The 20,951-nt window shown below is 72.7% G+C and carries 16 protein-coding genes; 5 read left to right on the top strand and 11 right to left on the bottom strand.

Translation table 11 applies throughout. The features are described from left to right. Positions 1–4: 4 nt before the first annotated feature. Both J8M50_RS26795 and J8M50_RS26790 read right to left on the bottom strand, forming a co-directional pair. Positions 5–748: an ABC transporter permease gene (locus J8M50_RS26795; protein WP_010352152.1), complete on the bottom strand. Its 744-nt coding sequence runs from the start codon at positions 746–748 to the stop codon at positions 5–7. Next, positions 745–1,578, bottom strand: coding sequence for an ABC transporter ATP-binding protein (locus J8M50_RS26790; protein WP_010352153.1), 834 nt, complete (start codon positions 1,576–1,578; stop codon positions 745–747). Before J8M50_RS26790 ends, J8M50_RS26795 begins: the two co-directional genes overlap by 4 nt. 49 nt (positions 1,579–1,627) lie before the next feature. Between J8M50_RS26790 and J8M50_RS26785 the strand changes: the two genes are divergently transcribed. Then, a complete protein-coding gene (locus J8M50_RS26785) occupies positions 1,628–2,251 on the top strand; it encodes a TetR/AcrR family transcriptional regulator (protein WP_010352155.1) in 624 nt (207 codons plus the stop codon). Here J8M50_RS26785 and J8M50_RS26780 read toward each other — a convergent pair. Then, entirely contained in the window at positions 2,217–3,008 is a 792-nt protein-coding gene (locus J8M50_RS26780) for a helix-turn-helix transcriptional regulator (protein ID WP_010352156.1), read from the bottom strand. The two genes, J8M50_RS26785 and J8M50_RS26780, sit on opposite strands and share 35 nt — an antisense overlap. 129 nt (positions 3,009–3,137) lie before the next feature. Between J8M50_RS26780 and J8M50_RS26775 the strand changes: the two genes are divergently transcribed. Then, the gene (locus J8M50_RS26775; RefSeq protein WP_010352157.1) at positions 3,138–3,842 is read left to right on the top strand and encodes an SDR family oxidoreductase; all 705 of its coding nucleotides are present in this window, start codon (positions 3,138–3,140) and stop codon (positions 3,840–3,842) included. A 49-nt stretch (positions 3,843–3,891) separates the two neighbouring features. On the opposite strand, the gene J8M50_RS26770 is transcribed toward J8M50_RS26775, so the two are convergent. From J8M50_RS26770 to J8M50_RS26755, 4 genes are all read right to left on the bottom strand, one after another. Continuing rightward, positions 3,892–4,605: an alpha/beta fold hydrolase gene (locus J8M50_RS26770; protein ID WP_010352158.1), complete on the bottom strand. Its 714-nt coding sequence runs from the start codon at positions 4,603–4,605 to the stop codon at positions 3,892–3,894. A 13-nt stretch (positions 4,606–4,618) separates the two neighbouring features. Then, the gene (locus J8M50_RS26765; RefSeq protein WP_010352159.1) at positions 4,619–5,578 is read right to left on the bottom strand and encodes an alpha/beta hydrolase; all 960 of its coding nucleotides are present in this window, start codon (positions 5,576–5,578) and stop codon (positions 4,619–4,621) included. Between the two features lie 96 nt (positions 5,579–5,674). Then, a complete protein-coding gene (locus J8M50_RS26760; RefSeq protein WP_010352160.1) occupies positions 5,675–6,634 on the bottom strand; it encodes an alpha/beta hydrolase in 960 nt (319 codons plus the stop codon). 88 nt (positions 6,635–6,722) lie between these two features. Then, entirely contained in the window at positions 6,723–9,530 is a 2,808-nt protein-coding gene (locus tag J8M50_RS26755; protein ID WP_010352161.1) for an AAA family ATPase, read from the bottom strand. Between the two features lie 477 nt (positions 9,531–10,007). On the opposite strand from J8M50_RS26755, the gene J8M50_RS26750 reads away from it, so the two are divergent. Then, positions 10,008–11,000 carry a UDP-glucuronic acid decarboxylase family protein gene (locus J8M50_RS26750; protein WP_010352162.1) on the top strand — a complete coding sequence of 331 codons (993 nt, stop codon included), beginning with the start codon at positions 10,008–10,010 and terminating at the stop codon, positions 10,998–11,000. A 19-nt stretch (positions 11,001–11,019) separates the two neighbouring features. On the opposite strand, the gene J8M50_RS26745 is transcribed toward J8M50_RS26750, so the two are convergent. Then, on the bottom strand, positions 11,020–12,309 hold the full coding sequence (locus J8M50_RS26745) for a UDP-glucose dehydrogenase family protein (RefSeq protein ID WP_010352163.1): 1,290 nt from the start codon (positions 12,307–12,309) through the stop codon (positions 11,020–11,022). A gap of 191 nt (positions 12,310–12,500) precedes the next feature. Next, positions 12,501–13,358: a thioesterase II family protein gene (locus J8M50_RS26740; RefSeq protein ID WP_010352164.1), complete on the bottom strand. Its 858-nt coding sequence runs from the start codon at positions 13,356–13,358 to the stop codon at positions 12,501–12,503. Positions 13,359–13,482: 124 nt separating this feature from the next. Here J8M50_RS26740 and J8M50_RS26735 point away from each other — a divergent pair, with 124 nt between their 5' ends. After that, on the top strand, positions 13,483–16,689 hold the full coding sequence (locus tag J8M50_RS26735; RefSeq protein WP_010352165.1) for a S8 family peptidase: 3,207 nt from the start codon (positions 13,483–13,485) through the stop codon (positions 16,687–16,689). A gap of 291 nt (positions 16,690–16,980) precedes the next feature. On the opposite strand, the gene J8M50_RS26730 is transcribed toward J8M50_RS26735, so the two are convergent. Then, a complete protein-coding gene (locus J8M50_RS26730) occupies positions 16,981–17,808 on the bottom strand; it encodes a GNAT family N-acetyltransferase (protein WP_029183637.1) in 828 nt (275 codons plus the stop codon). Positions 17,809–18,042: 234 nt separating this feature from the next. Between J8M50_RS26730 and J8M50_RS26725 the strand changes: the two genes are divergently transcribed. Further along, positions 18,043–19,380 carry a jacalin-like lectin gene (locus J8M50_RS26725; protein WP_010352167.1) on the top strand — a complete coding sequence of 446 codons (1,338 nt, stop codon included), beginning with the start codon at positions 18,043–18,045 and terminating at the stop codon, positions 19,378–19,380. 83 nt (positions 19,381–19,463) lie between these two features. Here the strand turns inward: J8M50_RS26725 and J8M50_RS26720 are convergent, their stop codons facing one another. Beyond that, complete coding sequence (locus J8M50_RS26720; protein ID WP_010352168.1) at positions 19,464–20,951, bottom strand: tripartite tricarboxylate transporter permease; 1,488 nt, start codon at positions 20,949–20,951, stop codon at positions 19,464–19,466.

Here is a 20,951-nt window from a genome sequence, read left to right as displayed (position 1 = left end):
GACCCTACAGGGCCACCAGCCGCCCGCTGCGGCCCCGGAGTCGTAGCGAGGCGAGGGTGCCGAAGGCCGTCGTCATGGTGAGGAGGACCGTGCAGGTCGTGAGGACCGTGCCGGGGTTGCCGGAGAGGGCCGCGCGCAGGCCGTGGGCCGCCCAGTAGCCCGGGGACGCGGGGGCGATCGTCGCGATCCAGGCGGGGAGGGACGCGAGGGGGACGAAGGCGCCGCCGACGCTGCTGAGGAGCATGCCGCCGATGTCGTAGGCCGCCGAGAGTTCACTCATCGTGCGGGCCAGGACGCCGAGGAGGGCTCCCAGGGACAGGAGGGTGCAGCTCCAGGTGAACAGGACGGCGAGGAGGAGGGCGGGGTGGGGGACGCGGAGGGCGAAGAACCAGGCGCCCGCGGCGATGATCAGGAGCTGTTGGGTGAGGAGTGCGGCCAGGACGGGGAGGGATTTGCCCGCCAGGAGTTCGGCGGGGCGCAGGGGGGTGCTGCGCAGGCGGTCCCAGGTGCGGGCGAGGCGTTCGGTGAGGATGGCGCTGCCGGAGATGCTGAGGGCGAGGAGGGAGAAGGTGACGAGGGTGCTGATGACGGCCTGTTCGGTGCCCGCTCGTGGGCCTTGCGCGGAGACGTAGAGCGGGCGGAGCAGGGTGAGGAAGACCAGGGGGAGGATCATCCGGCTGAGGAGGGGGCCGGGTTCGCGGAGCATCAGGAGGGTGTTGTGGCGGACGAGGACGGCGAGGCGGGTCATCGGGCGGTCGCTTCCAGGGAGTGGTAGAGGTCGTCGAGGCTCGGGCGGCGGACGTCGACGGTGACGGGGGTGCGGCCGGTGGCGAGGAGGGCGGCGAGGTCGGCGGCGGGGGTCTTCGTGGGGGCGCGGTGGTCGGGGCCGGTGGCGAAGGTGACGCGGAGTTCGCCGGGGAGGTCGCGGGTGAGGGCCTCCTGGGTGCCCCGGGCGATGACGCGGCCTTCGCGGGCGAGGGCCAACGTGGCGTTCAGGTCGACGAGTTCGGGGAGGTAGTGGGTCGTGTAGACGACGGCGGCACCGGCTGCGGCGCGGGCCTTGACCGCGTCCAGGAGTGCCGTACGGGTCTCCGGGTCGGCGCCCGCCGTCGGCTCGTCCAGCAGCAGAAGCGGGGGTGCGCCGACCATGGCGGTGGCGGCCTGGACGCGGCGGCGCTGGCCGCCGGAGAGGAGGCCGGTGGGGCGGTCGGCGATGTCCGTGAGGTGGAGTTCCTCCAGGACGCGGGTGATCTCGGCGTCCCGGTGGCGCCCGCGCAGGCCGGCGAGTCCGGCGCAGAGCCGTACGTTCTCGCGGGCGCTGACGGTGCCGTACAGGGCGAGTTCCTGGGGTGCGACGCCGAGCAGGTGGCGCGCGGCGCGCGGGGTGTCGTGCGGGCCGATGCGGAGGTGGCCCTCGTCGGGCTCGATCAGGCCGGTGACGGTTTCGACGAAGGTCGTCTTGCCCGCGCCGTTGTGGCCGATCAGGCCGACGATCTCGCCGGGGGCGACGGTCAGGTCGAAGCCGTCGAGCGCGCGGCGGGGGCCGTAGGACTTCACCAGTCCTGTCACCGTGAGCATGTCTACCTCCAGGGGATGTATACGGCGTATACGTCTACACTGTAGACCCATGAGTGGCAGGCGGGAAGAGATCCTGGACGCGGCGCTGGCGATCGCCGACGAGCGCGGGCTGGAAGCGGTGTCGATGCGGGCGCTGGCCGACCGGGTCGGGGTGACGCCGATGGCGTTGTACCGGCATGTCAAGGACAAGGCGGCGCTGCTGGACGGCATGCTCGGGCGGCTGCTGGTCGTGCTGCCTTCGGGGGTCGTCGAGGAGCGGACCTGGGACGAGCGGCTCGCCGTTCTCGCGCATGCCGTCCGTGAGGTGACCCGGCGTCATCCGTGGGCCGCGCAGCTCCTCTTCTCCCGTCCCGCCGTCTCCCCGGACGCCGTGCGTGCGGTGGATCTCATCTACGCGGCCCTCATCGAGGCCGGGGTCCCGGAGCCGGAGGTGCCTCGCCTGGAGCGGCTGGTCAGCACGTTCGTCATCGGGTTCGCGGCGTCGGAGGCGTCCGGCCGCTTCTCCCCCGGCAGCGTCGACCCGCGCGGGCGGCGCGGTCAGCTCCCGGAGGGTGAACTCCCCGCGCACGGCAGGCTCGCGCCCTGGCTGGATCTGCCGCTGGACCTGACCGCCGAGTTCGAGGCGGACCTCGCGGACATCAGGAGGCTGGTCGAAGCCGTCGCAGGGCGTTGAGGCTGTCCGGTTCGGCCTGGTAGACGACGAGTTGCTGACCGGGGGCCTCGCGGACGTCGAACGCCTGGTAGGTCAGGGTGAGGGGGCCGACGTCCGGGTGGCGGAGGTGTTTCGTGTCGGACGTCTTGCCGTGCACGGTGTGGGTGTTCCACAGGCGGGCGAAGTCCTCGCCGAGGGCCGCGACCAGTTCGCGCAGGCGCGGGTTGTCCGGGTCGGGTCCGGCCGCCTCGCGGAGGTGGCCGACGACGGATACGGCTGTGCTCTCCCAGCGTGTGTTGACGTACCGGCCCGCCGGGTCGAGGAACGTCATGCGGGCCAGGTTGTCGAGGCGCTCGAAGGGTGAATACAGGGCTCTGGTCAGGGCGTTCGCCGCGAGGATGTCCAGCGTGCGGTTGACGACGAACGCCGGGGTGTCCAGGTGGGCGTCCAGCAGGCGGCGCAGGGCGGGGGTGACCCGGTCCGTGGTCGGCGTGAGGGTGTTCGGGGTGGTTCCGGCGAGGCGGTGCAGGTGGGTGCGGGCCTCGGGGGCGAGGTGCAGGGCGCTGCCGAGCGCCTCGACGACCTGGGGTGAGGGGCGGCGTTCACGGCCCTGTTCGAGGCGCGTGTAGTAGTCCGCGTTCATCCCGGCCAGGACGGCGACCTCCTCGCGGCGCAGCCCCGCGACCCTGCGGACACCGTGGCTCGCCATGCCGATGTCGCCGGGGGCGAGGGTGGCTCTGCGTGCGCGGAGGAACTCCCCCAGGTGGTTGCCGGTCATGCGGTCCAGGCTAGGCGGTCGCGCGCGGCCCTGCCTGGGTGTGGCGTACCCAGGCAACGGCCGTCCTGGTTCGGCCTGTTCACGCCGCTCAGACTCGCTGCCGTACCCCACCGGACAGGAGTTGTGGACATGAAGGTCGTACTGGTCACCGGAGCCAGCAGCGGGATCGGGGAGGCGACCGCGCGGCGGCTCGCCGCCGACGGGCACCGGGTGTTCCTCGGCGCGCGGCGCGTCGACCGGCTCGAAACGCTGGGCAAGGAGATCGGGGCCGCGTACCGGCGGCTCGATGTGACGTCCCTGGAGGACGTGCGGGGGTTCGTGGATGCCGCCCGCGAGATGTACGGCCGTGTCGACGTCGTCGTCAACAACGCGGGGGTGATGCCGTTGTCGCCGCTGGACGCGCTGCGGGTCGAGGAGTGGGACCGGATGATCGACGTCAACGTGCGTGGTGTGCTGCACGGGATCGCCGCCGCGCTGCCGGTGATGCGGGCGCAGGGTGGCGGGCACTTCGTGAACGTCGCGTCCGTCGGGGCGTACGAGGTGTCTCCGACCGCCGCCGTGTACTGCGCGACGAAGTTCGCGGTCCGCGCGATCTCCGAGGGGTTGCGGCAGGAGGTTGCCGGGGGTGTGCGGGTCACGTTGGTCTCCCCCGGGGTGACCGAGTCCGAGCTTGCCGATGGGATCTCGGATCCGGTGGCACGGGAGGCGATGCGGGCGTATCGGGCGGTGGCGATGCCGGCGGGGGCGGTCGCGGAGGCGGTCGCGTATGCCGTGGGGCAGCCGGAGGGGGTGGATGTGAACGAGCTTGTGGTGCGGCCGAGGGTGGTGGGGTGAGGTGGGGCGGTGGTGCGTACGGGGTCGTACGCACCACCGGTGCTTGTGCTCAGCCAGTCGCCTGCACCGCCTCGCGGATCACGTCCGCCACCTCCTTCGACCGCGACACCGCGACCGCGTGGGACGCGCCGGCGAGTTCCGTGACCTTCGCGCCCGCGCGTTCCGCGCCGAAGCGCTGGACGTCGGGGTTGATGGCCTGGTCGGCGGCGGCGACGATCGCCCAGGAGGGCTTCGTGTGCCAGGCGGCGGTGCTCGCCGTCTCCCCGAACACGGCGGCGGCCAGCGGGCGTTGGGACACGGCGAGGATCGACGTCGTCGCGGCCGGGACGTCGGCGGCGAAGATCTCCGGGAACGCCTCGGCCTTGATGGTGACCTCGGTCGCGGTGATCCCGTCCCCGGTCGGGTACGACCATTCGCGCAGGTTGCTCACCAGCGGCGACAGCGGGTAGCGGCCCTGGAGTCCGCCGAGGCTCTCGCCCTCCTCGGGGGTGTACGCGGCGACGTAGACGAGGCCGACGACGTTCTCGGTGGCGCCCGCGACGGTGATGACCGCGCCGCCGTAGGAGTGGCCGACGAGGACGACCGGGCCGTCGATCTGCCCGACGAAGGACGCGATGTACGCGGCGTCGGAGGCGAGACCGCGCAGGGGGTTCGGCGGGGCGATCATCGGGATTCCCTGGCCGGCGAGTTCGGCGACGACGCCGGACCAGCTGGCCGCGTCGGCGAAGGCACCGTGGACGAGGACGACGGTGGGAGTGGACATACGAGTGTTCTCCTCAGGAGTGGAGGGCGGTGCGCAGGGTGTCCGTCGCCAGTGTGATGGCGGCCTCGGCGGCCTGGGTGCCGCGCAGGGCGTTCAGCATCACGAAGTCGTGGATGATGCCCTGAAACCGTACGGCGGTGACCGGAACCCCGGCCTCGCGGAGCTTCGCGGCGTAGGCCTCGCCCTCGTCTCGCAGGACATCGGCCTCGGCCGTGATGACGAGGGCGGGCGGCAGTCCGGTGAGCTGCTCGGTGGTGGCGCGCAGCGGGGACGCGGTGACCTGGGCCCGGTCGGCCTCGTCGGCGGTGTACTGGTCCCAGAACCACTGCATGCCGTCGCGGCGCAGGAAGTAGCCGGTGGCGAACTGGTGGTACGAGGGGGTGTCGAAGGCGGCGTCGGTCACCGGGTAGAACAGCACCTGCTGGACCAGCGGGACGTCCCCGCGCTCCTTGGCGAGCAGCGTGAGCGCGGCGGCCATGTTGCCGCCGACGGAGTCCCCGGCGACGGCGATCCGCGCGGCGTCCAGGCCGTGTCCGGCGCCCTGTTCGACGACCCACTTGGCGACGGCGTAGTTCTGCTCGACGGCGACCGGGTAGCGGGCCTCGGGCGAGAGGTCGTACTCGGGGAAGACGACCGCCGCGCCCGCGCCGACGGCGAGTTCGCGCACGAGCCGGTCGTGGGTGTGGGCGTTGCCGAAGACCCAGCCGGCGCCGTGGATGTACACGATGACCGGGAGGGTGCCCTCGGTGCCGGCGGGCTTGACGATGCGGGCGCGGACGCTGCCGGTGGGGCCGCCGGAGACGGTCACCCACTCCTCGTCGACGTCGGGCTTGTCGATCTCGCCGGACTGGACGTCGTCGACGGCCTTGCGGCCCTCGGCCGGGGGCAGGTCGAAGAGGTACGGCGGGCCCGCGGTGGCTTCCGCGAAGGCTCGGGCGGCGGGTTCCAGCACCGGGTCCACGGCATCGGGCATGAGTGTCTCCGTGTTGTTCGAGCGGGGTGGGCGCAGGCTTCTCCGGTGGCGGATCGGTCTGCCCCGTCAGCCTGGCAGCGTCCCTGCCCCGGCGCATCAGTAAGTTGACTGTCCCAGCGCCGACGCGAGGAACCGGGCTCCCTGTCCGATCGCGGCCCGGGTGGGCGGGCTGTCGCGCAGGAAGTTCAGGGAGACGAAGTCGTGCACGGTCCCCAGGTAGCGCACAGCGGTCACGGGGACGCCCGCGCGGCGCAGCAGGCCCGCGTACTGCTCGCCCTCGTCGCGCACGACGTCGGCCTCGGCGGAGACGACCAGCGCGGGCGGGAGTCCGGCGAGGTCCTGTTCGGTGGCGCGCAGGGGGGCGGCGGTGGGTTCGGTGAGGGCGTCGGGGTCGTCGGCGTACTCCTGCCAGTACCAGGCGACCGCCTCGCGGGTGAGGACGTAGCCGGACGCGAACCGTTCGGCGGACTCGGTGTCGCTGTCGGGGTCGGTCAGCGGGCAGTACAGGAGCTGGGCGCGGATACGGGGGCCGCCGCGCCGCTTGGCCGTCATGGCGAGGGCGGTCGCCAGGGTCGCGCCCGCGCAGTCCCCGGCGACGGCGAGCCGGCTGCCGTCGAGGCCCAGGGTGTCCGCCTGGCCGGCGATCCAGGTGAGGGTGGCGTACGCCTCTTCCAGGGCGACCGGGTAGCGGGCCTCCGGGGTGCGCGTGTACTCGGGGACGACGAGGGCGGCGCCGCTGAGGTCGGCGAGTTCGCCGACGATGCGGGCGTGGGTGCGGGCGTCGCCGAGCATCCACCGGCCGCCGTGGAGGTAGACGACGACGGGGAGGGGGCCGGACGCCCGGCGGGGGCGGAAGAGCCAGAAGCCGACGAGCCCGGAGGGGCCGACGGGGGCGACGCGGAACTCGGCGTCGAGGTCGTCGTCCGGGTGGCCCTGCATCTCCAGCAGGGCCTGGCGGCCGTCGACGGGGCCGATGCGGTGCAGGTAGGGAGGGCCGGCCGAGGCGTCGACGAGCCGTCGGACGAGGGGGTCGAGGACTACGCGGTCGGGGTTCACGCGCCTCCTTGCGACGTGACGGGGCGGGGTCTGTGCCGCATCCTCAGCGGGGCGTGCGCCGGTCCGGCCGGGGACGCGACACAGGCTCTCACAGCTCCTCGACGAGGTCCCGGAGCTGGTTGCGGCTGCTCACCCCCAGTTTCGGATACACCTGGTACAGGTGGGAACTGACGGTGCGCGGCGAGACCATGAGCCGTTCCGCGATCTCCCGGTTGCGCAGCCCCTTCGCCGCGAGCCGGACGATCTCGCGCTGCTGGGCGGTGAGTTCGGCCAGCGGGTCGCTGCGGACCGGCGTCGCGGCGACCCCGCTGGCCCGCAGCTCCACCCGCGCCTCCTCGGCGAGCCCGGCCGCGCCGAGCCGGGTGAACGTCTCCAGCGCCACCGCCAGCAGGGGGCGGGCGTCGAGGGGGCGGCGGCGTCTGCGCAGCCACTGCGCGTAGTGGAGCCTCGCCTGGGCGCGGGCCAGCGGCCACTGGTCGGCGGCCGGGTTGACGGTGGCGAGCCGGAAGTGGTGCTCGGCGTCCCGCGCGGGGCCGGTGAGGGCGGCGGCGTGGCGCAGGAGCAGGAGCGTCCGAGTCGTGGGGCGGGGGCCGAGGGCGATGCGTACGGCCTCGACGACCGGTGCCGTCTCCTCCTGGCGTCCGGTGCGGTGGGCGGCTGCGGCGAGGTCGGCGACCGCACGCGGCGACAGGAAGTAGTGCAGCGGCGTGCCGTCCTCGCCGAAGAGGCCGCGGAAGTGCCGGTACGCGGCCTCGTGGTCGCCGGCCACCGTCGCGGCGGCGCCCTCCGCGCGCAGGAGGCGGGCGTGGGTGGCGCGGTTCTCGTCCAGGTCGACGGCCGTCCACGCCAGGTCGGTGCCGCCGGGTACGCCGCGCAGGGCACGGAGCGTCGCGCGCAGCGCCTCGACGTCGGTCCGCACGAACTTCAGGGCGTGGACGGCCGCGAGGGCGGCGATGCGTTCCAGGTGCTCGTCCGCCTCCGCCCAGCGGCCGGTGTCGATGAGGGCGCCCGCCATCGCGGTGAGCGTGGGGGCGGCGGGGCCCATCGCGCCGTACGCGCTGAGGCCCTCGTACACCTGGCGGAACGTCTCCACGCACAGGTCGGACTCGTCCGCGTACCAGGCGGTGCCGCCGATGCCGAGAGTCCAGGTCAGGTCGGCGACCCGGTCGGCCGGTTCGCGGCCCGGCGTGCCCCGGCGGATGTCGCGCAGGAGGTCGGGGGCGTGGGTGGGGTCGGCGGCGGCGAGGGTGGCGGCGCGTACGGCGGCCCAGCTGCCGTTGCTGGACAGTTCGGCGTACGGGGTGTCGCCGTGCCGGTCGCCGGCGCCCGCGAGGAGGGCGGTGAGGGGGGCGCGGGGTTCGGGCAGGCCCGACTGGTAGGCGACCGCGCCGAGGACGCTGGCCAGGGCGAACACCGTCATGCCCGAGGTGGGCGGGGTGGGCCTGAGGGCGCTGGTGAGGACCTGGGTCGCCTGGCGCTGGCGGCCGTGCAGGGAGAGGGCCATCGCTACGCCGCAGGCCGCCATGGAGAGGACGTCGCGGTCGGTGGTGAGGGCGGTGACCTGGTCGTACAGCTCCCTCACCCATGAGGGGTCGGCGGCGTTCGTGGCGGCGTGCAGGGCCTTGGTGTAGCGGCGGGCCCGGTCGGCGGGGGCGGGGCTGCACTCGGCCGCGCGTTGCAGGGCGCGGGCCGCCGCGTGGAAGCCGCCGCAGCGTTCGGCGAGGCGGGCGGTGTCCTCCAGGGCGGCGGCCACGGACTCGTCGCGGCCGGGGCAGGCTGCGGCCAGGTGCCAGGCTCGGCGGGAGGGGTCGTCGGTGAGGGCTGCGGCGAGGTCTCGGTGGGCCTGTTGGCGCTGGTGGGCGGGGGCGGCGTGGTAGCAGCCGGCTCGGGCCAGGGGGTGGCGGAAGAGGACGCGGCCGTCGGCGACCGTCACGAGGCCGGCGTCCTCCGCCGGGGCCCAGGCGGTGAGGTCGTCTCCGGTGCCCGCTGCCTCCATGACGGTGACGAGGTCCTCGTACTGGGAGGCCGCCGCGTACAGGAGCAGGCGGCGGGTGGTGTCGGGGAGGGCGGGGAGCCTTGCGGCGTACAGGCGTTGGATGCGGTCCGTCTGGGGGAGGGCGCCGGTGGGGAGTAAGCCTTGCGCTGCCGCTCGGGAGAGTTCGATGAGGGCCAGGGGGTTGCCCTGGGCCTGAGCGAGGAGTTCGCTGCGGGCTCTGCCGGTGGGGGCGTGGGGTTGGGCGTCGAGGAGGTCGGCCGCTGCTTCGTCCGAGAGGGGGCCGAGGAGGGTTGTACGGAGGTCGGTGGGGATGCCGTCGGGGGGTGTCTGGCCTCGGGCGGCGAGGAGGGTGGGGATCGTGGTGCGGCGGAGGACGAAGGCCAGGACGTCCAGGGAGTCGCGGTCGAAGAGTTGGAGGTCGTCGGCGGTGAGGAGGAGGCGTCTGGGGCGGGGGGACTTGGGCCTGGCGTCGAGGTCGGGGGCGGCTTGGGGCCGGGCTGTGCTTTCGGTCTCGGCTCCGGCTTCGGCTTCGGTGAGGAGTGTCAGGACTGCCAGGCGCAGGAGCATCGGGTCGGCCGGGGTGCCGGTGGGGGCTGTGCCCAACGCCGTGTCCAGGGCGGCGCGTTGGTGGGTGGGGAGGGTGGCCGTGCGGGTGAGGAGGGGCAGCAGGAGCTGGTGCAGGGAGGCGAAGGAGTGGTGGGCCTCCGCCTCGGTGCCCCGCGCGGTCAGGACGAGGTGTCCGCGCTCGCGGGCCTGGTCCGTGACGGTCGTCAGGAGCCGGGTCTTCCCTGTGCCGGGGTCGCCGAGCAGGAGCAGGGTCCTGCCGTGCGCGACGGCGTCCTGGAGTTCGGCGAGTTCGGGGCCTCGGCCCGTCAGCTGTCCTTCGGTGTTGTCGGCCACGGCTCTATGATCGCCTGTTCTTCGACGTACGTTGAACTTTTGCCGATGGTCGCGTTGTTGGGGAACTGGGTGCTTGATCCGGACGCGGATTGCGTGACCGCGCGTCGCGGGCCGGTCGTGGTCAGTCAGTGCCACAACCTGGACCGGGGCTTGACGATCGGTCAGAATCTGTTGATGCACGGCCTGTGCCACGGCCTGCTGGGGGGAGATGGGTCTCGCGGACCCGGACGGGGGCGAAGGTCGGTCAGCTGTCGGGCGGCCAGCGGCGGGTGGAGATCGCCCGCGCGCAGATTCACGAGCCGTCCGTGCTGTTCGTGTGCGACAAGCACGACATGGAGGAGGCTGCACGCCTCTCCCCCGGCCGATTGCGCCTGCACACCTCCGCCGACCGCCGACGTCGTCGTACTCGCCCTGTCCGTCCTGGCGTTCGGGGCGGCAGCCGTACCGCAGGCCTCCCACCGGACAAAGGAGTTGGCCATGAGCGACGTTGCCAGACCGACGGGCGCCTCGCCCGGGCCCGGGCGGGTCGTGGTGACCGGCGGTGCCGGGTTCCTCGGTTCCCACTTGTGCCGTGTCCTGCTCGGCGCGGGCCGCGAGGTGGTGTGCGTCGACAACCTGTGCACGGGCCGCCCGGCGAACGTCGCCGACCTGGCCGGGCATCCCCGGTTCCGGTTCGTCGAGGCGGACGTCACCGAGCCGCTGACGATCGACGGGCCGGTGTCGGCCGTGGCGCATCTGGCGTGCGCGGCGTCCCCCGTCGACTACTTCAACCTGCCCGTCGCCACGCTGCGCGCCGGCGGCCACGGTACGTACAACATGCTGGAGCTGGCCCGCGCGAAAGGCGCGCGTTTCCTGCTGGCGTCCACGTCCGAGGTGTACGGCGATCCCCTGGTCCATCCGCAGACCGAGGAGTACTGGGGGAACGTGAACCCGGTCGGGCCGCGTGCCGTGTACGACGAGTCGAAGCGGTTCTCGGAGGCAATGGCGGTCGCGTTCCGCAAGGAGTTCGGGGTGGACACGGGCATCGCCCGCATCTTCAACTCCTACGGCCCGTTCATGCGCGCCGACGACGGGAGAGTCGTACCGACCTTCATCACTCAGGCGTTACGCGGTGAGCCGCTGCCGGTGATGAGCGACGGGCGGCAGACGCGGTCGCTGTGCTACGTGGACGACACGGTCGACGGGCTGGTGGCGCTGCTGGACAGCGGGGAGGCGGGCCCGGTGAACCTGGGCAACCCGAACGAGCTCACCGTCCTCGAACTCGCCGAACTGATCGTGGAGATCACCGGCAGCCGCTCCCCGCTGGCGTACATCGCGCCGCACCCGGACGACCCCCGGCGCCGCAGGCCGGACATCGCGCGGGCGCGCGCCCTGCTCGGCTGGGAGCCGCGCGTCGCCCTGTCCGACGGTCTGAAGCGGACCGTGGAGTGGTTCACGCAGGCCAGAACCGATGCGGGCACGTCCCGATGACAGCCGCCCGTACGGCCGGTCAGGGCCGGGTCGTGGCCCGGCCCACTCCCATGCAGGTCAGGCCGAGGCCGCTCAGGCGGTCGCGGTCGAGGGCGTTGCGGCCGTCGTACAGGAGGCTGCCGCGCATCTTTTCGGCGACCTCCGCCCAGTCGGTGTCCTGGAGGTCGGACCACTCGGTGACGACGATCAGGGCGTCGCAGTCCTCGGCGGCCTCGGCGATCGTCTTGGCGCGGTGGACGCGGGTCCAGGGGTCGTCCGAGGGGAGGCGGGCCATGGGGTCCCAGCCGGTGACCTCGCAGCCCTCGGCGAGGAGGCGGGAGGCGATGACGGCGGAGGGCGCCTCGCGCATGTCGTCGGTGTCGGGCTTGAAGGTGAGGCCGAGCAGGGCGATACGGCGTCCTTCGAGGCCGCCGAGTTCCTGCTTGATCCGCTGGACGGCGCGGCGGGGCTGGAGGTCGTTGACCTCGATGACGGCCGACAGCAGCTGGAAGGGGTAGCCGCTGTTGGAGGCCATGGCGCGCAGGGCGCGGGAGTCCTTGGGGAAGCAGGAACCGCCGTAGCCGAGGCCCGCGCCCAGGAAGTGCGGGCCGAGGCGGTGGTCCATGCCGACGGCGCGGGCGACCTCGACGACGTCGGCGCCGGTCTTCTCGCAGACGGCGGCGATCTCGTTGATGAACGTGATCTTCGTGGCGAGGAGGGCGTTGGCGGCGAGTTTGACCATCTCGGCGGAGGGCACGGTCATGATCTCGACGGGGCCTTCGACGCCCTCGTGGAGGTCGGCGACGAGCCGTGCGGTGGCCTCGTCGTCGGAGCCGACGACCACCCGGTCGGGGCGCAGGAAGTCCTCGACGGCGCGTCCCTCGGCGGTGAACTCGGGGTTGGCGGCGTAGCCGACGTGCGCGAGGCCGGCCGCGTCGAGGGCGCGGCGGACCTTCTCGCCGGTGCCGACGGGCACGGTCGACTTGAGGACGACGGCCTTGAGGTGCGCGGCGTTCTCGATGTCGGTGACGACGGACCAGACGCGGGAGAGGTCGGCGTCGCCGGAGGCGGTGGGCGGGGTGTCGACGCAGATGTAGGCGACGTCGGCCCCGTCCAGGGCGTCGGCGGCGTCCAGGGTGAACGTCAGCCGCTCGCGGTTCTCGCGGATCAGGTCCTCTAGTCCGGGTTCGTAGATGGGGATCTGGCCCGCGTTCAGCAGGTCGACGCGCTCGGGGACGATGTCCCGTACGACGACCCGGTGCCCCAGCGCGGCCAGGCAGGCACCGGTCACCAGACCGATGTAGCCGGCGCCGAATACGCCCACGCGCATGGCAGGCCCTACCTCTCCGACGTGTCCGCGGCACGCGGCGCGCGCGTGCCCTGTTCCTCCAGCACGGCCGGCGGCCCGTCCCCGGGTACCTGGCCGTCGTCCCCCGGTGCTGCGGAGATCCACTGCCCGGCGTCGGCTCGGAGCGTACCGGAGGCCTCGCCGGCGACGGTGTCCAGGTCCTGGTCGGCCCTTCAGGTGCGCAGGGCGCCGGTCATCTCGGTGACGAGGGCCTGGGCGTGGGGGGTGACGAAGAAGTGGCCGCCGTCGAAGATCCGCAGGCGGAACTCGGCCTCGGTCAGGCCGGACCAGGCGCGCAGTTCGTGTTCGTCGGCGCGCGGGTCGTGGGTGGCGCCGAAGACGGTGAGCGGGGTGGTGAGAGCGGCCTCGGGGACGTACCGGTAGGTCTCGTTGACCTCGAAGTCGGCGCGCAGGGTGGGCAGGAAGACGTCCAGGAGGTCGGGTTCGCCGAGGACGGACTCGGGGGTGCCGCCGATCTCCCGCAGGTGCGGGACGAGTTCGGGGGTCGGCAGGGCGTACAGGGTGGGGCGGACGTCGGGCAGGTGCGGGGCGGCGCGGCCGGAGACGAAGAGGTGAACGGGTTCGGTGGCGCCCTCGGCGCGCAGGCGGCGGGCGAGTTCGTGGACGACGAGGGCGCCGAGGCTGTGGCCGTACAGGGCGTAGGTGCCCTCGAACTGGCCGTCCAGACTTTCCATCAGGTCGTCGAGGAGCGTGTCGAGCCGGGTGTGGGGTTTGTGCCGGTAGCGCTCGGCGCGGCCCGGCGGCTGGAGGGGGCAGATGGCCACGCCGGGGAGGGCGAGGTCGCGCCAGGGGGCGAACGCGGCTGCTCCGGCGCCCGCGTTGGGGTAGCAGAACAGGCGGGGACGGTCCGGGGCGGCCTCGCCGAGGGGGAGCCAGGCGCGGGTCGCGGCTGCTGTGGTCACAGCACCTCCACCGTGAGGTAGTCGGGCGGGATCGGCTTCGAGGACGACATGATCGCCGCCGCACCCGGCCTCGGTGAACCCGGCGCGGGCGTAGGTGACGTACATCATCCGCGGCCGGTCTCGCGTACACGCCGGGCGGGACACGGCCGTCTGTCTTCCTCCTGCTCATCTCTTTGTCGAAAAGTGACGTTCTGATGGGGCTGGAGTCAGCTTTCCGATCAACGATCGTCGGGTGAGCACGAAACGAGCACTCGCCGTCGGCGCCGTCGTGGCCGCCGTCCTGTCCTGCCTCACGGCAGCCGGCGAGACACCCCCCACACCTGCCTCCACCACCCCCACTCAGCGCGTCGTCGTCGTGATGCGTGACCAGCACCCGAGTCTCCTCCCGCGCGCCAGGGCGACCCAGCGCGTGCACGCCCTGGACCATGACCAACTCCCCCTGGTCCACGCTCTCCGGGACAGCGGCGCGACGCACCTTCAGCGCCTGAACACGGTCAACGCCGTCGCCGCGACCGTCTCCCCCGCCGAACGCTCCCGGCTCGCGGCCGACCCCGCCGTCGCCGCCGTCGTCCCGGACCGCTGGATACCCGCGCCCCGCCGCACCGCGAACGCCGCCTCCGCCTCCCCCACGGCCACCCCGGCGTCCGGGCTGTGCCCGGCGGACCCCGCCACGCCTCTCGTCGAGCCCGAGGCGCTGCACCTCACCGAGGCCGACTCGGCGCAGCGCCTGGCGACCGGCAAGGGCGTGAAGGTCGCGTTCTTCAGCGAGGGCGTCGACGTCGGCAACCCCGAGTTCGTCCGCCCCGACGGCAGCCATGTCATCTCCGCCGTCCGGGACTTCACCGGCGACGGCACCTCCGACCACACCGACGGCGGCGAGGCGTTCGGCGACGCCGGGGCCATCGCCGCGCAGGGCGCCCGCACCTACGACCTGGCGACGCAGCTCCCGCACTCCGGGCTCCCGAAGGGGTGCACGTTCCGCATCCGCGGGTTCGCCCCGGACGCCGACCTGGTGGCCCTGAAGGTGTGGGGCGAGCACTCGGGCGGCTGGCTCTCGCAGATGGCCCGCGCCATCGACGACGCCGTGTGGAACGAGAAGGCCGACGTCATCAACGTCTCCACCGACTACGGCGCGCTCCCCGACACCCCCGACGACCCGCTGCGCCTCGCGATCCGCGCGGCCGTCGCCGCCGGGGTGACCGTCGTCCACGGCAGCGGCGACTCCGGGACCTCCGGCACGATCGGCGCCCCCGCCAGCGACCCCGGCACGATCACCGTCGGCGGCACCAACTCCTTCCGGCTGGTCGCCCAGGCGTACGGCTACCCGAAGTACACGAGCAACGACATCGCTGCCCTGTCCTCCGGCGGCACCACCCAGGGCGGCAAGGTCGTCGACCTGGTCGCCCCCGCGCAGGCCGGCATGGCGCCGTGCACGGTCGACCCGCACTACACGGGGTGCACCAGCGACACCCTCGTCTGGGGCGGCACCAGCCAGGCGGCCCCCTTCGTCGCGGGCGCCGCGGCCCTGGTGATCGAGGCGTACGAGCACGCCCACGGCGGTACGCGCCCGGCGCCCGCGCTGGTCAAGCGCATCCTCACCGGCACCGCGACCGACCTGGACTCCCCCGCCGACGAACAGGGCGCCGGACTCCTCGACACCGAGGCCGCCGTACGGGCCGCCCAGGGCGACGGCGGGCTCCTGCCCTCCGCGAGCCAGGTGGACGTCACCGGCGCGCCCGGCACCGCCCACGACACCACGCTCTCCCTCACCAACACCGGCAGCCGGTCCCGCCAGGTCACGATGACCTCGCGCGCGGTCGGCGCCGAGACGTTCCGCACCGACCGCACCACCACGGTCGGCGACCCCCAGGACACCGGCGCCCCCGAAGGCGCCCTGGCCGCACCGGCGGTCACCTTCGACGTCCCGTCCGGGACCCCGCTGCTCGACGCCCGGATGGTCTGGCCCGGCACCGGCGACTCCGGCACGCTCGCCCTGTTCCTGGTGGACCCCGAGGGCCGGCTCACGCAGATGTCGTACGACTACGACGGGTACGGCAGCTACACCGACTACCAGCACGTCGACGTCCACCACCCGGTCGCCGGGACCTGGACGGCGAAGGTCGTCTGGAACAACGGGCGCGCCCATCTCGCCGACCCGCCGATCAAGCCCGGCTCCTACCGGGGGCCGGTGCGACTGCGGTTCACCGGGCACGGGTTCGTCTCCGCCGGGGTCCCTGAGGTCACCCGGACCATCGCGCCGGGCGCCACCGCCGACTTCGGTGTCCACGTGCCCCTGCCCGCCGAGGCCGGTGACGCTCCCGCGTCCCTCCAGTTCGACGCGGGCGACGGCACCCACCTGTCCGTGCCTCTCGCCCGGCGGACCCTCCTCGGCGACACGTTCACCGCGACCGTCACCGGGGGCGTGGGGCGGATCTTCGGGCAGGTCCTCGGCTACGACCTGGACGTCCCGGCGGGCCACCGGAACCTGAGCGTCGACCTCGCCGCGCAGGACCCGGACACCACGCTCGCCTACTACCTCGTCGACCCCGAGGGCCAGATCGCCGCCTCCGACACCAACCTGACCGGTACGGACGGCACGACGCACACGACCGCCGCGAGCCTCACCGCCGACTCGCCGGCCGCCGGGCGCTGGCGGCTGCTCGTCGTGCTGCCGAACCCGGTCAGCGGCAAGGACTTCACCGACCGGGTCACCGGGCACGTCCGCTACGACACCGTCGACGTCACGGCCTCCGGTCTGCCGGGCGACCAGGCGCAGAAGCTTGCGCGCGGCGCGGCGCAGGAGGTGACGGTACGGGTGCGGAACACCGGGCCCGCCGGGCGGTACCTGTTCCTCGATCCCCGGCTCGCCACGGACACCGACCTCGCGCTGACCCCGACGAGCGGCTCCGCCACCGCGCAGCTGCCGTTCCCCGACCCGGCGAACTGGCGCGTGCCCCGGCACACCAGCGCGCTCACCGCCGTCGGCACCGCCGACTCCCCCGTCGATCTGGAGACGGCCCACACCACGGTCGCCCCGGATCTCGTCGGCTTCGCGCGCTCCGGCAACACCGTGACCGCCTCGCTGTCCGCCGCCGAGGTCACGCCCGGCGACTGGTACACCGAGCTGACCCCGGCCGGCCCCTTCGGCACCGCCCCGGCCCCCAAGGGCACCGGCCACGTCACGCTCACGGTCCGCACCAAGTCCTTCGACCCGGCGCTCACATCGACCACCGGTGACCTCTGGCTCCCCGGCTCTACGGTCACCCCCGTGTTCGTCGCGGCGGGCGACACCGTGACCCTGAAGGCCACGCTCAAGCCGACCGCGCCGGCCGGAACGGTGGTCCACGGCACGCTGTACATCGAGACGTACACGCCCGCCTTCGCCGAACGCACCGGCTCCGTCCTGACCGGCATCCCCTACACCTACACCGTCGGCTGACATTCCCTCACCCCCCGGCCCGCCTCCGCCGAGGAGGCGGGCCCTTCGCCTTTTCGTCTTCACTGTCTCGTCACAGCACGTCACCGCGGATCGGCCGAACGGCCACACTCCGCAGCCGATTCCGGCCCTCGCCTCGGCCGAATGACCGACCCCTCAGGTATGAGCCGCCGGCCGAGAGCGAGGTCGGGGGTCGGATGAACGCCGGGTTTCCGGAGGAACTCGCCGTGCAGGAAGTTCATCGGCCGGTTCCTCGAACTCCTCTGGATACGCCGGGCCCAGCAGGCCGGGGCTCTACGGCGTCACCGCGTGTTCCGTGAACCGGCCACAGGTACGGAACCCCAGGCGCCGATAGACCGGTTCGCCCTCGGGGGACGCCTGGAGGACGGCGATGCGGTGGCCGTGGGCGAGGGCGGTGCGCAGGGCGGCGCGGGTGATGGCGCCGCCGTATCCGCGTCGGCGGTGGGCGGCGAGGGTGGCGATGTTGTAGATGCCGGCGACCTCGGCGTGGAGGAAGACCTCGGCGGTGCAGACGGGGGTGCCGTCGAGGTAGCCGACGAGGTAGTGCGCCGGGGAGTCGGGGGCGAGAGCGTCGGCCTGGGCGTAGAAGCGGCGGACCGTGTCCGAGGGCGGGGTCCAGTTGGCGGCGAGGATCCGGGCGTAGTCGGCGAGTTGGGCGGGGGTGGTGACGGGACGGATGTCCAGAGCAGGGGCGTACGGAGAGGCGCTTCGCGCCCCGGTGTCGTCCAAGTCGGCCGCCCCCGGCCGCCGGCCGTCCGCCTCCGTCTCAGCCCCGTCAAGCTCCGCCCCATCCAACTCCGCCCACATCGCCGCCTCCCGCTCCGACTCCACCACCCCCGCCACCACCAGTCGCGCACTCAAATCATCCGGCGTACACCCAGGCCCCACCCACCAGGAAAACCTCCGCCCCGGCAACGACTCCACCGTCTCGGCAATCCGCCGCGCCACGTTCACCTCGGTGAACCGCGCCGAGGTCACGATGTTGAACGTGTCGTCGTCCAAGCCGCTGTCGGCGATGACGAGATCGCCGGTCTCCGTGACGCTCGCGCCCGGCAGCGTGCGATGCAAATGGCAGGCGTGTTCCGCGAGATTGCGGGCCATACGGTCCAGCAGGCCGGCGTTCGGGAGGTCAGAGGTGTCCATGGCGGACGATCCCAGCACGCCCCAACGGTAAAGCGCACGTCAATTGACATGCCGTGCCACTTCCGTACCGCCCGTCCATCAGGAAACCTGCGCTTCACAGACCTCGGACCCGTTGGACACCCGATCTTGTCGCGGCGTTCTGACATGACCGCGACACTGTCATGGTTCGTCACCCCCAGGAGGCCCTTTTCCATGCGCAGACTCCTCGCCTGTCTCGCCACCGCCGCAGCCGCAGTGGGCGCGCTGACCGCGACCACCACCCCGGCCTCGGCCGCGACGTCGGGCAGCTTCAACGTGCTCACGTACAACGTCGCCGGTCTGCCGGAGTCGCTCTCCAGCGCCTCGACGCCGCGTGACACGAGCACGACCGAGATCGGCCGGCGTATCGCGCCGTACGACATCGTGAACGTGCAGGAGGACTTCAACTACCACGCGTACCTGTACTCGACCGACACGCACGCCAACCGGACGGCGACCAGCGGCGGCGCGGGGATCGGCAGCGGGCTCAACACCGTCTCCGACTACGCGTGGGACGGCGACGACTTCGAGCGGGTCCGGTGGACCTCCTGCCAGGTCGACTCGGGCGACTGCCTGACCCCGAAGGGCTTCAGCTTCATGCGGGAGCGGCTCGCGGAGGGGGTGTACGTCGACTTCTACAACCTGCACACCAACGCGGGCACGAACGACGGTGACGAGGCCTCCCGCGCGAGCAACCTCAGCCAGCTCACCGCCTTCATCAACACGCACTCCGCGGGCAACGCGGTCGTCGTGATGGGCGACACCAACACCCGGTACACGCGCGCCGCCGACACCATCGGCGAGTTCGCGGCGGCCAACGGCCTCACGGACGCGTGGGTGAAGCTGGTGCGCGGCGGCACCCCGCCCGCGAAGGGCGCCGACGCGCTGGTGTGCGACCAGACCGGGGCGACCGTGCCGAACACGTGCGAGGTCGTCGACAAGGTCCTGTACCGCGGCAGCAAGCTGGTGACGCTGAACGCGACGTCGTACAACAACGAGCACGCCAAGTTCCTCACCTCGGACGGCAAGATGCTCTCCGACCACGACCCGATCACGGTCGGCTTCACCTGGTCGCAGAGCCCCGACTTCCAGCTCAGCGAGCAGTTCGGCGGACCGCACGGCGACTACTACCAGGACCTCCCGAAGGTCGCGGCGGGCGCCCGCGCCACCAGCATCTCCCTGCACGCCGGCACCCGCGTGGACCAGGTCGGCCTCACCCTCTCGGACGGCACGACCCTGACGCACGGCGGTACGGGCGGCACGGCGTCCTCCCTCGCCCTGGCCTCCGGCGAGTACGTGACGTCGGCGCTCGTCTGCCAGGGCTCGAAGGACGACCACACCCGCGTCTTCTACGCCAAGTTCACCACCAACCAGGGCCGCACCCTCGCCGGTGGCACCACCACCTCGGACTGCGTGACCCGTACCGCTCCCGCCGGCTGGCAGATCGCGGGCTTCCACGGCCGCGCCTCCGACGAGCTGGACAAGGTCGGCTTCATCTACACGAAGCGCTGACCCTCACCTCGTAGAGAACCGCGCTGTACGCCGGGAAGGGCAAGGAGTTCGCCTCCTTGCCCTTCTCGCGTATCCGGACCGGGTCAGGCGCCGCGCCGGATCACGAACCGTTTCAGCACCGGCCACAGCAGCAGCACCAGGACGACCGCGTAGACGGTCACCGAGAACGGTGTGTTGACGAGCCCCGACACGCTCCCGTCGCTGATCTGCAAGGCCCGCCTGAGCTGTTGCTCGGCGTTGGGGCCGAGGATCACCCCGATCACGGCGGGCAGCACCGGCAGCCCGTACCGCCGCATCCCGAACCCGATCAGCCCGATGATCAGCAGGATCACGAGGTCGATTACCTCGCCGCCGACCGCGTACGCGCCGACGGCCGCGAAGAAGAGGATGCCCGCGTACAGGTAGGGGCGGGGGATGCGCAGGAGTTTCGCCCAGACCGGCGCGAGCGGGAGGTTGAGGGCGAGCAGGAGGACCATCCCGACGAAGAGAGACGCGATGAGCCCCCACACGAGGTCGGGTTCGTTCTCGAAGAGGAGGGGGCCCGGCTGGATGCCGTACTGCTGGAACGCGGCCAGCATGACGGCGGCGACGGCGGTGGTCGGCAGGCCCAGCGTCAGCATGGACACGAGCGTCCCGGCGGCCGAGGCGGACGCCGCCGACTCGGGCCCGGCGACGCCTTCGATCGCGCCCTTGCCCCACTCGTCCTGGTGCTTGGAGAGGCGTTTCTCCGTGACGTACGACAGGAAGGTGGGGATCTCGGCGCCGCCCGCCGGGATCGCGCCGAAGGGGAACCCGATGAACGGGCCGCGCAGCCAGGACTTCCAGGTCCGCTTGAGGTCGTCGCGGCCGAGCCAGGGCCGTCCGACGGGGATCGCCCTGCCCGTCGTACGCCGCAGGTGCGCGGCGACCCACAGGGCCTCGCCGATCGCGAAGAGGCCGACCGCGACGATCACCACGTCGATGCCGTCGGCGAGTTGGAGGGAGCCGAAGGTGAGGCGTTGCTGGCCGGTCATCTGGTCGAGGCCGACGAGGCCGAGGGTGAGGCCGATCAGCAGGGAGGCGAGGCCGCGCAGGCGGGAGGCGCCGAGGACGGAGGTCACGGCGATGAACGCGAGGACCATGATGGCGAAGTAGTCGGGCGCGCCGATGTCGACGGCGAGGTCGGCGACCGTGGGGGCGAGGACGACGAGGAGGGTCGTGCCGATCATGCCGCCCGCGAAGTGGCCGACGGCAGCGGCGGCGAGGGCCTGCGCGCCGCGCCCCGACTTGGCCATGGGGTTGCCCTCCATGGCGGCGACCACGGCGGCGCTCTCGCCGGGGGTGTTGAGGAGGATCGAGGTCGTCGAGCCGCCGAACATCGCGCCGTAGTAGATGCCGGCGAACATGATGAACGCGCCGGTGGGTTCGAGGCCGTACGTCACCGGCAGGAGCAGGGCGACCGCCATCGCGGGGCCGATGCCGGGCAGGACGCCGATCGCGGTGCCGAGGAGGACACCGAGCGCGGCCCACAGGAGGTTGACCGGGGTGAGGGCCGTACCGAAGCCGTCCACAAGGGAGTTGAGGGAATCCAT

This window comes from Streptomyces acidiscabies (genome assembly GCF_020010905.1).
In the GTDB taxonomy this organism is placed as follows: domain Bacteria; phylum Actinomycetota; class Actinomycetes; order Streptomycetales; family Streptomycetaceae; genus Streptomyces; species Streptomyces acidiscabies.
This window is presented reverse-complemented; position numbering and strand designations above follow the sequence as displayed.